The 12,970-nt window shown below is 67.1% G+C and carries 11 protein-coding genes; 8 read left to right on the forward strand and 3 right to left on the reverse strand.

The window, feature by feature from the left end; genetic code table 11:
• Positions 1 to 239: 239 nt before the first annotated feature.
• From accC to AC3WRI_RS18020, 6 genes are all read left to right on the forward strand, one after another.
• Positions 240 to 1,592, forward strand: a complete 1,353-nt coding sequence (accC, locus tag AC3WRI_RS17995; RefSeq protein ID WP_010813183.1) for an acetyl-CoA carboxylase biotin carboxylase subunit — start codon at positions 240 to 242, stop codon at positions 1,590 to 1,592.
• A 48-nt stretch (positions 1,593 to 1,640) separates the two neighbouring features.
• Positions 1,641 to 2,543 carry a 50S ribosomal protein L11 methyltransferase gene (prmA, locus tag AC3WRI_RS18000; RefSeq protein ID WP_010813182.1) on the forward strand — a complete coding sequence of 301 codons (903 nt, stop codon included), beginning with the start codon at positions 1,641 to 1,643 and terminating at the stop codon, positions 2,541 to 2,543.
• A 9-nt stretch (positions 2,544 to 2,552) separates the two neighbouring features.
• Positions 2,553 to 4,058 (forward strand): DUF3426 domain-containing protein, encoded by a 1,506-nt coding sequence (locus AC3WRI_RS18005; protein ID WP_492293722.1) that lies wholly within the window; start codon positions 2,553 to 2,555, stop codon positions 4,056 to 4,058.
• A gap of 99 nt (positions 4,059 to 4,157) precedes the next feature.
• On the forward strand, positions 4,158 to 4,658 hold the full coding sequence (gene tpx, locus AC3WRI_RS18010) for a thiol peroxidase (RefSeq protein ID WP_010813180.1): 501 nt from the start codon (positions 4,158 to 4,160) through the stop codon (positions 4,656 to 4,658).
• Positions 4,659 to 4,801: 143 nt separating this feature from the next.
• Positions 4,802 to 5,749 carry a carbohydrate kinase family protein gene (locus AC3WRI_RS18015; RefSeq protein ID WP_010813179.1) on the forward strand — a complete coding sequence of 316 codons (948 nt, stop codon included), beginning with the start codon at positions 4,802 to 4,804 and terminating at the stop codon, positions 5,747 to 5,749.
• 37 nt (positions 5,750 to 5,786) lie between these two features.
• A complete protein-coding gene (locus AC3WRI_RS18020; protein ID WP_010813178.1) occupies positions 5,787 to 6,254 on the forward strand; it encodes an outer membrane lipoprotein in 468 nt (155 codons plus the stop codon).
• Between the two features lie 284 nt (positions 6,255 to 6,538).
• On the opposite strand, the gene AC3WRI_RS18025 is transcribed toward AC3WRI_RS18020, so the two are convergent.
• Positions 6,539 to 7,123: a histone H1-like DNA-binding protein gene (locus tag AC3WRI_RS18025; RefSeq protein WP_492293724.1), complete on the reverse strand. Its 585-nt coding sequence runs from the start codon at positions 7,121 to 7,123 to the stop codon at positions 6,539 to 6,541.
• A 1,527-nt stretch (positions 7,124 to 8,650) separates the two neighbouring features.
• On the opposite strand from AC3WRI_RS18025, the gene AC3WRI_RS18030 reads away from it, so the two are divergent.
• Positions 8,651 to 9,115, forward strand: coding sequence for a DUF2147 domain-containing protein (locus tag AC3WRI_RS18030; RefSeq protein WP_010813175.1), 465 nt, complete (start codon positions 8,651 to 8,653; stop codon positions 9,113 to 9,115).
• 135 nt (positions 9,116 to 9,250) lie between these two features.
• Here AC3WRI_RS18030 and AC3WRI_RS18035 read toward each other — a convergent pair whose 3' ends face one another.
• On the reverse strand, positions 9,251 to 11,374 hold the full coding sequence (locus AC3WRI_RS18035; RefSeq protein ID WP_492293725.1) for a TonB-dependent receptor: 2,124 nt from the start codon (positions 11,372 to 11,374) through the stop codon (positions 9,251 to 9,253).
• 192 nt (positions 11,375 to 11,566) lie between these two features.
• On the reverse strand, positions 11,567 to 12,439 hold the full coding sequence (locus tag AC3WRI_RS18040; protein WP_010813173.1) for a LysR family transcriptional regulator: 873 nt from the start codon (positions 12,437 to 12,439) through the stop codon (positions 11,567 to 11,569).
• 130 nt (positions 12,440 to 12,569) lie between these two features.
• Between AC3WRI_RS18040 and AC3WRI_RS18045 the strand changes: the two genes are divergently transcribed.
• Complete coding sequence (locus tag AC3WRI_RS18045) at positions 12,570 to 12,962, forward strand: tautomerase family protein (RefSeq protein WP_011616031.1); 393 nt, start codon at positions 12,570 to 12,572, stop codon at positions 12,960 to 12,962.
• The last annotated feature ends 8 nt before the right edge of the window (positions 12,963 to 12,970 follow it).

Consider the following 12,970-nt stretch of genomic DNA (forward strand, 5'->3'; position numbering starts at 1 on the left):
CGGCATGCCACGCCGCACGCTGCCACCGGCCACGCAAGTGGCCCCCGCAGCAGCGCCCGCGCGGCATGCCATGGCGTTGTTTGGCGCCAGGGACGTTGTGGGCTTCGCGGCCCGTTCCGTGCAGTTCCATGCAGTTCCGCGCAGTATGGCGGCCGCGGCGGCGACAGCCCCCGGGCCGCGCGCCCGGCGTGCCATTGCGGCGCGCAGCGGGACCGCTACTGTTCTCGCAGAGAGAGACCATGTTTGAAAAAATTCTGATCGCGAACCGCGGCGAAATCGCTCTTCGCATCCAGCGCGCCTGCCGCGAACTGGGCATCAAGACAGTCGTGGTGTACTCCGAGGCCGACAAAGAGGCCAAGTATGTACGCCTGGCAGACGAAGCCGTCTGCATCGGCCCGGCCCCGTCGCCGCTGTCGTACCTGAACATGCCGGCCATCATCTCGGCCGCCGAAGTGACCGACGCGCAGGCCATCCACCCCGGCTACGGCTTCCTGTCCGAGAACGCCGATTTTGCCGAGCGCGTGGAGAAATCCGGCTTTGTCTTTATCGGCCCGACCGCCGACAGCATCCGCCTGATGGGCGACAAGGTGTCGGCCAAGCAAGCCATGATCAAGGCCGGCGTGCCGTGCGTGCCCGGCTCGGACGGCGCCCTGCCCGACGACCCCAAGGAAATCCTGGCCACCGCGCGCCGCGTGGGCTACCCGGTGATCATCAAGGCCGCCGGCGGCGGCGGTGGCCGCGGCATGCGCGTGGTGCACACGGAAGCCGCGCTGATCAACGCCGTCAACATGACGCGTGAAGAAGCCGGCCGCGCCTTCGGCAATCCCGAGGTCTACATGGAGAAGTTCCTCGAGAACCCGCGCCATGTGGAAATCCAGATCCTCGCCGACCAGCACCGCCAGGCGATCTGGCTGGGCGAGCGCGACTGCTCGATGCAGCGCCGCCACCAGAAGGTGATCGAGGAAGCTCCCGCACCGCACATTCCGCGCCGCCTGATCGAGCGCATCGGCGACCGCTGCGCCGAGGCCTGCAAGAAGATGGGCTACCGCGGCGCCGGCACGTTCGAGTTCCTGTACGAGAACAACGAGTTCTACTTCATCGAGATGAACACGCGGGTGCAGGTCGAGCACCCGGTCACCGAGATGATCACCGGCATCGACATCGTCCAGGAGCAGATCCGCATCGCCTTCGGCGAGAAGCTGCGCTTGCGCCAGAAGGACGTGCAGTTCCGTGGCCACGCGATCGAATGCCGCGTGAACGCCGAGGATCCGTTCAAGTTCACGCCGTCGCCGGGCCGCATCACCGCCTGGCACATGCCCGGCGGCCCGGGTGTGCGGGTCGACTCGCACGCGTATGATGGTTACTTCGTCCCGCCCAACTACGATTCGATGATCGGCAAGATCATCACTTACGGCGCCACGCGCGAGCAGGCCATTGCCCGCATGCGCATCGCGCTGTCGGAAATGGTGGTGGACGGGATCCAGACCAACGTGCCGCTGCACCGCGAGCTGATGATGGACGCCAACTTCGTTGAAGGCGGCACCAGCATCCACTATCTCGAGCATCGCCTGGCGGAGCGCGCGAAGGCCTGACGCAACGCAACGTTATCCGCAATACACAAGCAGCAAGCAAGGAAGCCCGTGGCATTTCAGGAATGTGTGATCGAAGTGGCGCAGGACCAGGCCGAAGCCTGGTCTGATGCCCTGTTCGACCTCGGCGCGCTGTCGGTCTCGGTGGAAGACGCCGATGCCGACACGCCCGACGAGCAGCCGCTCTTTGGCGAGCCCGGGCTGGAACCGAAGCAACTCGCGTGGAACCGCTCGCGCGTGGTGGCGCTGTTCGGCGACGATGCCGATCCGGCCGTGGTGGTGGCGGCAGCCGCCAACCAGCTCGGCATCGACCCGGTGCCGGCCTACCAGCTGCGCGCGGTCGAGGACCAGGACTGGGTGCGGCTGACGCAATCCCAGTTCGAGCCGATCCGCATCGGCGAGCGCATCTGGGTGGTGCCGTCGTGGCACGATGCACCCGAGCCCGATGCCGTGGTGCTGGAACTGGACCCCGGCCTGGCCTTTGGCACCGGCAGCCATCCCACCACGCGGCTGTGCATGCAGTGGCTGGAGCAGAACCTGAAGCCGGGCGAAACCGTGCTCGACTACGGCTGCGGCTCCGGCATCCTGGCCATCGTGGCACGCAAGCTGGGCGCCGGCGATACCGTCGGCATCGACATCGATCCCAACGCGGTGGAAGCGTCGCGCTACAACGCCGAGCGCAACCGCGTGGAAGCCTCGTTCGCGCTGCCCGAATCGGTGTCCGAGGCCAGCTATGACCTGGTGGTCGCCAACATCCTGTCCAATCCGCTCAAGCTGATGGCCGCCATGCTGAGCGCGCGCGTGCGCGCCGGCGGACGGCTGGTGCTGTCCGGCGTGCTGGAACGCCAGGCGGATGAAGTCGCCGCGGCCTACGCGCCCTGGCTGCCGCTGACGGTGTGGCGCAGCGAGGAAGGCTGGGTGTGCCTGCATGGCACCCGCGGCGCCCAACCCTGATTCACACCGATGGCCGCCGTCAAGCTAGTCACGCGCTGCCCGGCCTGCCGTACCGCCTTCCGGCTGGTCGCCGACCAGTTGCGCCTGCGCCAGGGCCTGGTGCGCTGCGGCCAGTGCGAAACGGTGTTCGACGCGCGCGAGCACCTGATCGAGATTCCGCTGCCGGCCGGCGCTGCATCATCGGCGTCATCGGCGTCATCGGCGTCATCGGCGTCATCGGCGCCATCGGCGCCATCTGCGGCTGCTTCGCCGGCCACCCCTCCCGCCCCCTCGGCGGCGCCCGCATCGGCTAAAGCCGCGCCTGCGCCGCAGCCTGCCTTCACCCCGACCATCGACCCCGGCTATGACGTGCCGGCGCTGGATGCGCCGACGATGCTGATGTCGTCGCCGGAGGACATGGCCATGCCGGCACCCGCCGGCATGGAAGACGCAGAGATCGAGCAGGCGCTGCGCGAAGCCAACGAAGCCGTCGCCCATCGCGATGCGCGCGAGGCGGAACGCCAGGCTGCCGGCCCGGAGGCGGCCGGGCCCGCCCCCGTCACGGCACCGGAACCCGCCGAGGATGCGCCGGCACAGCCGGCACAAGCGGCGTCCGCGTCCGCCTGGCCGGCACTCGATCACGGCGCGCTCGATACCCCGGCCGCTGCGGCGGCACCGGCAGCACCGCAACCGGCTGATGCTGACGCCAAGCCCGTGCCAGTGGCACCCGCTGCCAACATCCCCAGCGCAAGCGAGTTCCTGCGCGCGGCATCAGCCGATGCCGGGTCCGAGCCGACCGCATGGCCGGATGAGGCATCGGCCCGCCTTGCCACCTCGCCTGCCGCGCCCACCTCACCCACCGTTGGCGACGACGACAACGCCCCCGACACCGGACAGCCGTCCAGCGTCACCGGCGGCGCCGTCGCGCGCGAGCAGACCACGCGCCGCTGGGCACGCACCGAAGCACCGGCCGGCCCGGTCTTCGCCCCCGACTTCCTGCGCCACGCGCGTGAGCGCGAGCGCGAGCGCGAACGGCAGCCCCGCAAGCCCGTGACGGTGCCCCGCTCCGCCTGGCGCGTGGCCGCCGTGGTGCTTGCCATCGCCGCTGCCGTGCAAGTGGTCTACCTGGCACGCAGCCAGCTGGCCGGCCAGTTCCCGATGCTGCGCCCGGCACTCGAGGCCGCCTGCGCGCCGCTGGGCTGCGACGTGCCGCCATGGCGCGACATCGATGCGCTGCGCATCGAGACCTCGCAGCTGCAGCGCCAGGATGAAGACGGCGACACCTACCTGCTGTCGGTCACGCTGCGCAACCTGGGCCGCGCCAGCACCGCCCTGCCCGCGATCGAGCTGGTGATGACCGACCTGCAGGACCAGCTGCTGCTGCGCCGCGTGCTGCAACCCGCGGAGTACCTGGAGCCGTCGCAAAAGGCCTTTGCCGCGCAGGGTCTTCGCGCGGGCATGGAGCTGCCGGTTCGGGTACGATTCCGGACGCAGCAGGCGCCGGCCAACTATCGCGTGCTGATTTTTTACCCCTGAATCCCTGGCCCGCCGCCGGACCGGATCCGAGTCCGGCGGCAGGCCGCGCCCCCCGCTCCGGACACGAACCGGAAATCCATCAGACAACAAGGAGTAGACATGAGCAACGTCACCCTCGGCGGCAACGCCATCGAAGTCGCAGGCAAGTTCCCGCAAGCCGGCGACAAGGCCCCCGCCTTCTCGCTGGTCGGCAAGGACCTGAAGGACGTCACGCTGGCTGACTTCGCCGGCAAGCGCAAGGTGCTGAACATCGTCCCGAGCCTGGACACCCCGGTGTGCCAGGCCTCCGCGCGCAAGTTCAATGAAGCCGCCAGCGGCCTCGCCAACACCGTGGTGCTGACGATCTCGGCCGACCTGCCGTTCGCCATGGGCCGCTTCTGCACCGCTGAAGGCCTGGCCAACGTGGTGCCGCTGTCGACCATGCGCGGCGCCGAGTTCAAGGGCAACTACGGCGTGGACATCAAGTCCGGCCCGCTGGCCGGCGTGACCGCACGTGCCGTGGTGGTGCTCGACGAGAACGACACCGTCAAGTACAGCCAGCTGGTGCCGGAAATCAAGACCGAGCCGGACTACGACGCAGCCCTGGCCGCGCTGAAGTAAATCAGCGGCACGCCCGGGAACCCGCGGGTTCCCGGGCGGCAGCGGCCGCCCGCATCCCGGGGCGGCCGCTTTTTGTTTTCTGCCCGACCGATACTGCCCGCAAGGGCTCCATTCCACCAATCACCCCAACACCTGGAGAGAGCATGGCCAGCCTGATCTGCGGCTCCGTCGCCTACGACACCATCATGACGTTCGATGGACGCTTCCGTGAACACATCCTGCCGGACCAGATCCACATGCTGAACGTCTCGTTCCTGGTGCCCGGCATGCGCCGCGAGTTCGGCGGCTGCGCCGGCAACATCGCCTACACGCTGAAGATGCTGGGCGGCGATCCCGTGGTGATGGCCACCGTCGGCGCCGATGCCGAACCCTATCTGGACTACCTGCGCAAGCTGGAGATCCCCACCGGCCACATCCGCGTGCTGCCGGAGACCTTCACGGCGCAGGCCATGATCACCACTGACCTGGACAACAACCAGATCACCGCCTTCCACCCTGGCGCAATGAGCCAGTCGCAGCTGAACCACGTCAAGGATGCGCTGGGCGGCGCCAGCGCGCCGGGCCTGGGCATCGTCGCGCCCGACAGCCGCGAGGGCATGCTGCACCACGCGCGCCAGTTCGCCGAGGCCGGCGTGCCGTTCATCTTTGATCTGGGTCAGGCCATGCCCCTGTTCAACGGGGAAGACCTGCGCGAGTTCGTTGAACTCGCCAGTTACGTGACAGTCAATGACTACGAGGCGCAGGTCCTGCTGTCCCGCACCGCCTGGACCAGCGCCGAGGTTGCCGCCAAGGTTCGTGCCTTCATCGTCACGCACGGCGAGCGCGGCGCCAGCATCTTTGCCGATGGTCGCCAGTACGCGATTCCGGCGGTTGCGGCCGAGCGCATCGTGGACCCGACCGGGTGTGGCGATGCCTTCCGTGGCGGCCTGCTCTACGGCATTGAAAACGGATTAGACTGGGAAACGACTGGCCGCCTGGCATCGCTGATGGGTTCGGTCAAGATCGCGCAACAGGGTCCGCAGAATCACTGGTTGTCGCGCGAGGAAATCGGCAACCGGTTCCAGTCTGCATTCGGGTACCGCTACGCCTGACCTGCGGCCAGCGCGTGGCTTCTTCTCGGGAAACGACATGAACAACAAGCTACGTGGCGGTGCCGTTGCCGTCCTTGCCGTCACCGCCCTGGTTGCCGGCTGCGCTACCCAATCCAACTCCAACAGCGTCTATGGCACGGGCCAGGCGCAGCGTGAACAGACCGTGCGCTACGGCGTGGTCGAAGGCATCCGCGAGGTCACCATCCAGGGTGGCCAGAGCGGTGCCGGCACGCTCGCGGGCGGTGCCATCGGCGGCATTGCCGCAGGCAGCACCATCGGCGGCGGCAACGGCGCGGTGGCGGCCGGGATCCTTGGTGCGGTGCTCGGCGGCATTGCCGGCAGCGCGGCCGAGAACAAGATCAACCAGCGCCGCGGGCTGGAAATCACCGTGCGCCTGGACAACGGCGAGATGCGCGCGATCACGCAGGAGGCCGACGAAGCCTTCCGCCCTGGCGAACGCGTACGGCTGCTGTCCTCGGGCGGCGTGACCCGGGTCACGCACTGAGCCCTCGCGGCCCCGCAGGGCCGCGCCAGGGCGCAGCAGAACGCGCCGCACCTGCAAGGGTCGCGGCGCTTTTTTTCGGCTTTGCAATTCCGTAACATTGCGGCGGACCGCTCCGCGCGCGGGCGCGCGCCCATGAAAAAACCCGCCGGGCGGATGCCATCGGCGGGTCGGCAAGACCTGGTGTCTTGCGGACCGGATACGCAGTATCCGGTCATGCGGGCACGCGCTGCGTGCCGGTGCGGTTCCTTGCGGAACGTGTAAGGTCCACTCCGTGGCGGAGCAGCTTACGGACGGTTGCCCGTCGGGAACGGCCAGGCAGCAGCCGGGTTCAGCGCGGTCTTGGCAGCCGAAGCGGGAGCAACGGCAGGGGCCGCGGCAGGCTTGGCGGCAGCCTTCTTGGCAGCCGGCTTCTTGGCAGCAGCCTTCTTGGCAGCCGGCTTCTTGGCGGCAGCCTTCTTGGCCGGCGCAGCCTTCTTGGCAGCAACCTTCTTCACTGCAGCCTTCTTGGCCGGAGCCTTCTTGGCGACAGCCTTCTTGGCCACGACCTTCTTGGCGGCTACCTTCTTCACCGCGGCTTTCTTGGCCGGAGCCTTCTTGGCTGCAACCTTCTTGGTCGCGACCTTCTTGGCGGCTACCTTCTTCACCGCGGCCTTCTTGGCCGGGGCCTTCTTGGCCGGGGCCTTCTTGGCGGCGGCCTTCTTGGCCGGCGCCTTCTTGGCTGCGACCTTCTTCACAGCGGCCTTCTTGGCCGGTGCCTTCTTGGCGGCCGGTGCTGCCTTCTTGGCGGCTACCTTCTTCACAGCAGCCTTCTTGGCGGCCGGCTTGGCGGCCTTCTTAGCCGCCGGCTTTTTCTTTGCAGCAGTTGCCATGGATAACTCCTTCACTAGAGAGTGAATATCGAATGACCTAAGTTGGCGACCCGACCGACCCGAGGCGCACTACAGCAGCGCGGCCCCAGTCGAGCGAGCGATTCATCGGCGTGCGGCCCGACCACTGCTGCACGCTAATGAATTTGGTTGCAGGCGCACCGCCCCTGGCGGTGACTTGGCGGCCGGAGCGAGCCCGCAAGCGGGTCTCGGGCACGTGCCGCGCCCTGGAATATTCGATCAGCCCGCACCGCCCGTTGAGCCGGCGCACGGCCAGAAATGAGGAGATATCGGACAGCTGGCCCGCGGTGCGGGCTTGGCCTCGCGCACGGCAGACGGCATTCATTCGGTGGTAGCGGGTCCAACCCGTTAATGGACCAAGGGAGACTGCACGCGTTTTAAGAAGCCGGTCCGGCCTGGTCTGCGTCAAAGTTCTCGTGCTCCTCAGCTACTACCTTCGTCACTGCATCGAAGCGCGCATCGCGCTCGTCGTTCCATCTTGCTTCCTGCTTCTCTGCAATGAAGTGAGACTCTTGTCAAGGCGAATCATAATTCGTTTGCACGATGATGTTAAGAAAAAAGTGCAAAAAAACTTGCCTGCATGTATCGCTCGAACTAGTTCTCACGCGCAGGGTCACGAAGACGTTGCCGATAGCATCGCAACGCGTCGCTCGCACGCTGGTGCCGACGCTCGTTTCGCACGCTCGCACATGCAGCGCGACACCCCATCGCACGCACCGCGCATCGCAGCTTTTACACGCCGCGACAAACCCTGACGACCAGCATCGCAACGCGCGCCTGACGACTGCGCAATGCCGCTGCGCGCGTCATCGCGTTTTCCGAAAAGCCGCATGGACAAAGGCTTTGCGGGCGATGCACCGATACGCGTGCGGCAGCCTTCGACTGGCGCGGACACGTTCCTGATCGCGCGCGCGCCGCGCTGCGCGACACACGCCCTGCATGCTTTACACAGTCGGCAGCGCACGCACGCGCCGTTATGCGACCAGGCCTCGGCCATGCTCGCTTCGCGCTTCGCGCGACACCGTCGCACACACCATCCAAGAGTGATGCGTGCACGCAACGGTTTGCATCGACGCAACAGCGCGAAGGCATCGCGAGGTCATCAAAGCGTTGCGATCGAGCCAAGCCGCGACGCTCGCGAAGCATCGCGGCAACACTTCGGCAGACGCTTCGATCAAGCCATCGGCATGCGTGTTCGATCCGCGCGCTTGCCGAGCGATCCGGATCGCGCGCGCCGTGCCTCGCGTGTTCGCGCTCTCACCCTCGCGACTCTGCGCGCCACTCGCCTCGCCCTGCCGGCAGCGCGTCGTACGTCCGCTTAGAGGATTGCTTCAGCGCCCGCCCGCCGGCGCCTTTTGCTGCATCACAATAACCCGCAAACGGCGGCTGCATGCGGCTTTCCGGGTAGCAGGCAATGGCCGCGGAAAGGCGCGCGCCGCGCCGCGCCGGATTGCGGCGCGCCCCCGGCGCCAGTAGATTGGCGTGGCTACGAACCTCAAAGGAGACATCATGCGCATCCATTCCCCCCTTGCTTCGACCCTGCGCGCCGCCGTGATCGCCGCAACCCTGCTCGGCAGCGCCGCGGCGATGGCGCAGGCCACGCCCAGCGGCATGTGGAAGACCATCGACGACAACACCGGCAAGCCGCGCGGGCTGGTGGAGATCACCGAGAAGAACGGCGTCTTCAGCGGACGCCTGGTCAAGACCTTCGTCGAGAGCGACGGCAAGCCGCGCGTGTGCGACAAGTGCACCGACGCACGCAAGGACCAGCCCGTCATCGGCATGACCATCCTCTCCGGCCTGCGCAAGACCGGCGACAACGAGTGGAGCGGCGGCGAGATCCTCGATCCGGAGAACGGCAAGGTCTACAAGAGCAAGATGTCGTTGGCCGAGGACGGCAACAAGCTCAACGTACGCGGCTTCATCGGCATCAGCCTGATCGGCCGCACCCAGACCTGGGAACGCGACCACTGACCCTGCCGGCACGGCGCGGGACTCAGGGTTTCTCCGGGGCATGCCGTTGCGTGTCCCCGCCGAACGAGAAACGGCAGTCGAAAAAAAACCGGGCGGTTCATCACCGCCCGGTTTTTTTGTCCACGATGCTGCGCTTTACATCCGGTAGCGCAGGGTGGCCATCACGCTGCGCGGGGCACCCGGCATGTTCAGGTTGGGGCTCGTGCCATGCGCGGACACGATGTAGCCCTTGTCGAACAGGTTGTACAGGTTCAGCTGTGCCTCGAAGGCGCCGCGGCGGTACCAGGCCATCGCATCGGCGGTGACATAGCCGGGCAGCGTCACGGTGTTCAGCGGGTCGGCATAGCGCGCGCCCACCAGGTTCAGGCCGGCGCCAACGCCGAAGCCGTGGCCCAGGTCCTTGGTCAGCCACGCGTTGCCGGAGTGGCGCGGCGTGATGGTGGCGCGCTTGCCCTGCAGCGCGGCGGTGGACTTGGTGACGGTGGCATCCAGGTAGGCGTAGCCGGCCAGCATGCGCCAGCCGCCGCCGAGTTCAGCCGCGCCGGAGATCTCGATGCCGTCGGTGCGCTGTTCGCCGATCGGCAGCAGCGCCGTGTTGGTGGCGTTGGCGATCTTGATATTGCTGCGCTCCAGCCTGAACACCGAGATCGTCGTGCTCGCCTTGCCGTTCAGCCAGTCGTACTTTGCGCCCACCTCGGTGTTGTTGGTGGTCTCCGGTGCCAGGTCGGCATTGTTGGCCGCCAGCGCGAAAGCCTCGCCGGAGGGCTGGAACGACTTGCTCCAGGACACGTAGTACGACTGCGACTTCGACGGCTGCCACACCAGGCCGGCGCGCGGGCTCCAGGCGGTGTCGGTGCGCGACAGGTTGCGCTGGCCGGCGATGCGGGTCTGCGTCTCCTGCTGGAAGTTGTCGTAGCGCACGCCCAGCAGCGCCTTCCACTGCTCGCTGAAGGTGATCATGTCCTGGGTGTAGAACGCCAGGGTATTGAACACGCCAAGGTTCGACGTGCCCGGCGTGCCGGGTGCCTGGCGCGGCAGCGCCACCAACACCGGGTTGAACAGGTCGAAAGCGATCGGCAGGCCGTTGGCGCCGACCACCGGCTTGGTGTTGTTGACCTGGTCCTTGTTCTGCTGGCCGATCTCCATGCCGTACAGGATCTCGTGCTTCATGCCCAGGAAGGTGGCCTTCTGGGTCAGGTCGGTCTGGTTGAACCAGCCATGTTCCTCGCGGCGGACATTGCCGTGGTTCATGGTGAGGGTGCGCGCCGCCTCGTTCACCGTGTTGGTCAGCGTGTTGTTGCGGTCCAGCGAGTAGTGGTAGTAGCGCGTAGCGTTGCGGATCGACCAGTTCTCATTGAAGCGATGGTTGACCGTGGCGGTGCCGGAGAACACGCGCGACTGCGAGTAGTCGGCATCGCGCGCGTTGGCCGCGCCGTAGTAGCGCGAGGCCGGCACGTCCACCGGGCGTCCCTTGTAGGCCGGGATGCCGAAGTCGGTCACGCGGCGGTCTTCCAGGTAGTCTGCCTGGAACAGCACGGTGGTTTCGGGAGCGATGCGCAGCTCCAGCGACGGCGCGATCGCCGAGCGGTCCAGGAACTGCTGCGAGCGGTAGCTGTTGGCCTTCTCCACCGCGCCGGTCACGCGGAAGGCGGCGGCGCCGTCGCCAAACACGCGGCCCACGTCGGCTTCGGCGCGGCGGTCGGCCCACATGCCGTAGCTGAGTGCGAAGTCGGTGACGTCGATGCCCGGCTTCTTGGTCACGCGGTTGATCAGGCCGCCCGACGAGCCGCGCCCGTACAGCACCGCCGCGGGACCCTTGATGACTTCGACGCGGTCGACATTGGACATGTCGCGGAAGTACAGCGCATCGTCGCGGATGCCGTCGACGAACTGGTCGGCGATGGCGGAAAAGCCGCGGATCGACACCTGGTCGCGCTGGCCGTCGCCGTGCGAGAACGACACGCCCGGCACGTTCTTCAGCGCATCCTGCATCGAAGTGGCGTGCTGGTCGCGCATGACATCGGCGGTGACCACGTTGACGGTCTGCGGGATGTCGCGCAGCGGCGCCCCGGTCTTGGTCGCGCTGACCGCATTAGGCGGGTTATAGCCGGTGCCAAGCTCGCGGCTGACATCGGCCCTGACCGTGACCTCAGGCAACTGCGCCGAAGCGCCTGGCGCGGCCTGGGCCCACGTCAGCACCGGTTGAAATACGAAGCTCCCCGCCACCGCGGCACAGATCGGGTGAAGTTTTATTCTCATTTCCCTGTAATCGGCTGTAATAGTTTTGAAAACGCGGGCGCATTATCGATTACAGGATTGCCAGGGTCAACGAGATTGCGAATTATTCCTATTCGCGATCAATATATGTTGCTTTCGGCACAAGTAGCGGTTGCCACAGTCCGTCTTGTGATCCATTCCCCGACTTGAGGTGTCGTACTGAATGCCCGTCTCTTAGCCCAGCTGCCCGGCAAGCGCATCGCGCGCCTCGGCTACAAACGCTGACTCCCCGCGCCGCGCGGGCAGCAGGAAGAACTCCGCCTCAGGCAGCCGCGGCAGCCCCAGCCGTGCAATGGTGGCGGCGTCCAGCGGCGCCACGCCGGGGCCGATCGCCGAGGCGTTCAGGCACGACATCCCAAGCCCCGCCGCCAGTGCCAGATGCAGCCCCGCCACGCCTGACGCGGAGTGCGCAATCTCGAACGGAAGCCGCTTGCGCAGCAGCAGCTGCACCACGTACTGATGCAGCGAGCAGGTATCGGGCAGCAGCACCAGCGGCAGCGTCGCGGACAGGCTGTCGGCCTCGGCCGGCGCGGCTACCCAGGCCAGCGGCTCACGCCGCAGCACTGTGCCGCGCGTGCCCTGCCCGCGCGTGCCCGGCAGGCGCATGCTGAGGCCGATATCGAAGGTGTCCATCTCCGCAGCGGCGTCGATCGCCGCGCTCTTCATCACCGTCACGTGCAGGCGCAGGTAGGGGTAGCGCTCGCGCAGGCGCCGCAACATGCCGGCGATCTCGCCCGGGCGGAAGTAGTCGGTCACGGCCAGCCGCAGTTCGCCCGCCAGCGCGTGGCCGCGCAGGTCCTGCAGGGCCAGCTCGTTGAGCGCCAGGATGCGCCGCGCGTGTTCCAGCAGCCGCTCGCCCGCCGGCGTCGGCACCGCGCCATGCCGGCCGCGCGACAGCAGCGGCACGCCGGCGCGCTCCTCCAGCTTGCGCAGCTGCTCGCTGACCGACGACTGCGACAGGAACAGCCTGGGCGCCGCCGCCGACAGGCTGCCGCTGTCCGCGACCGTGACAAAGGTGCGTAACTGGTCGGTTTCGAATCCACGCATGGCAAGGCTCCGGCAAGGGTGGCATTACTTCGGATAATCCGATGGCACACATCGAATATTCCCACTTTTCCGATACTACACCACCCCCTACCATGACATCACCAACCCACGAAAAACCAAGGAGCCAGCCATGCCCCACATCGTCCTGCACCTGTCCGGCCAACCCGATGCCGACCTCACCCGCCGCAGCGCCAGGGCGATCGCCGACCTGACCGAGCGCGTGCTCGGCAAGAAGCGCGAGGTGATTGCCGTCACGGTCCAGTACATCCCGCACGACAGCTGGATCATCGCCGACGTGCCGCTGTCGGAGCAGGGCCGCAACGCCTTCCACCTGGACATCAGCGTGACCGATGAAACCAACACCAAGGCGGAGAAAGCGCAGTTCATCGAGGCCGTGTTCGAGACCATGTCGGGGCTGCTGGGCAAGCTGCATCCGGTGTCGTACGTGCACGTGATCGACGCCCGCGCCGCGGCCTATGGCTACGGCGGGCGCACGCAGGAGTACCGCCACCAGCACGGCTGAAACGGCGC

Source organism: Cupriavidus sp. FW305-27 (assembly GCF_058787995.1).

What these genes read in the sequence shown, in the direction of transcription:
- AC3WRI_RS18040 (WP_010813173.1), bottom strand. Translation starts at nt 12,439, where the DNA reads ATGCGTGGATTCGAAACCGACCAGTTACGCACCTTTGTCACGGTCGCG.
- AC3WRI_RS18020 (WP_010813178.1), top strand. Translation starts at nt 5,787, where the DNA reads ATGAACAACAAGCTACGTGGCGGTGCCGTTGCCGTCCTTGCCGTCACC.
- AC3WRI_RS18035 (WP_492293725.1), bottom strand. Translation starts at nt 11,374, where the DNA reads ATGAGAATAAAACTTCACCCGATCTGTGCCGCGGTGGCGGGGAGCTTC.
- AC3WRI_RS18025 (WP_492293724.1), bottom strand. Translation starts at nt 7,123, where the DNA reads ATGGCAACTGCTGCAAAGAAAAAGCCGGCGGCTAAGAAGGCCGCCAAG.
- accC (WP_010813183.1), top strand. Translation starts at nt 240, where the DNA reads ATGTTTGAAAAAATTCTGATCGCGAACCGCGGCGAAATCGCTCTTCGC.
- tpx (WP_010813180.1), top strand. Translation starts at nt 4,158, where the DNA reads ATGAGCAACGTCACCCTCGGCGGCAACGCCATCGAAGTCGCAGGCAAG.
- AC3WRI_RS18030 (WP_010813175.1), top strand. Translation starts at nt 8,651, where the DNA reads ATGCGCATCCATTCCCCCCTTGCTTCGACCCTGCGCGCCGCCGTGATC.
- AC3WRI_RS18045 (WP_011616031.1), top strand. Translation starts at nt 12,570, where the DNA reads ATGCCCCACATCGTCCTGCACCTGTCCGGCCAACCCGATGCCGACCTC.
- AC3WRI_RS18005 (WP_492293722.1), top strand. Translation starts at nt 2,553, where the DNA reads ATGGCCGCCGTCAAGCTAGTCACGCGCTGCCCGGCCTGCCGTACCGCC.
- AC3WRI_RS18015 (WP_010813179.1), top strand. Translation starts at nt 4,802, where the DNA reads ATGGCCAGCCTGATCTGCGGCTCCGTCGCCTACGACACCATCATGACG.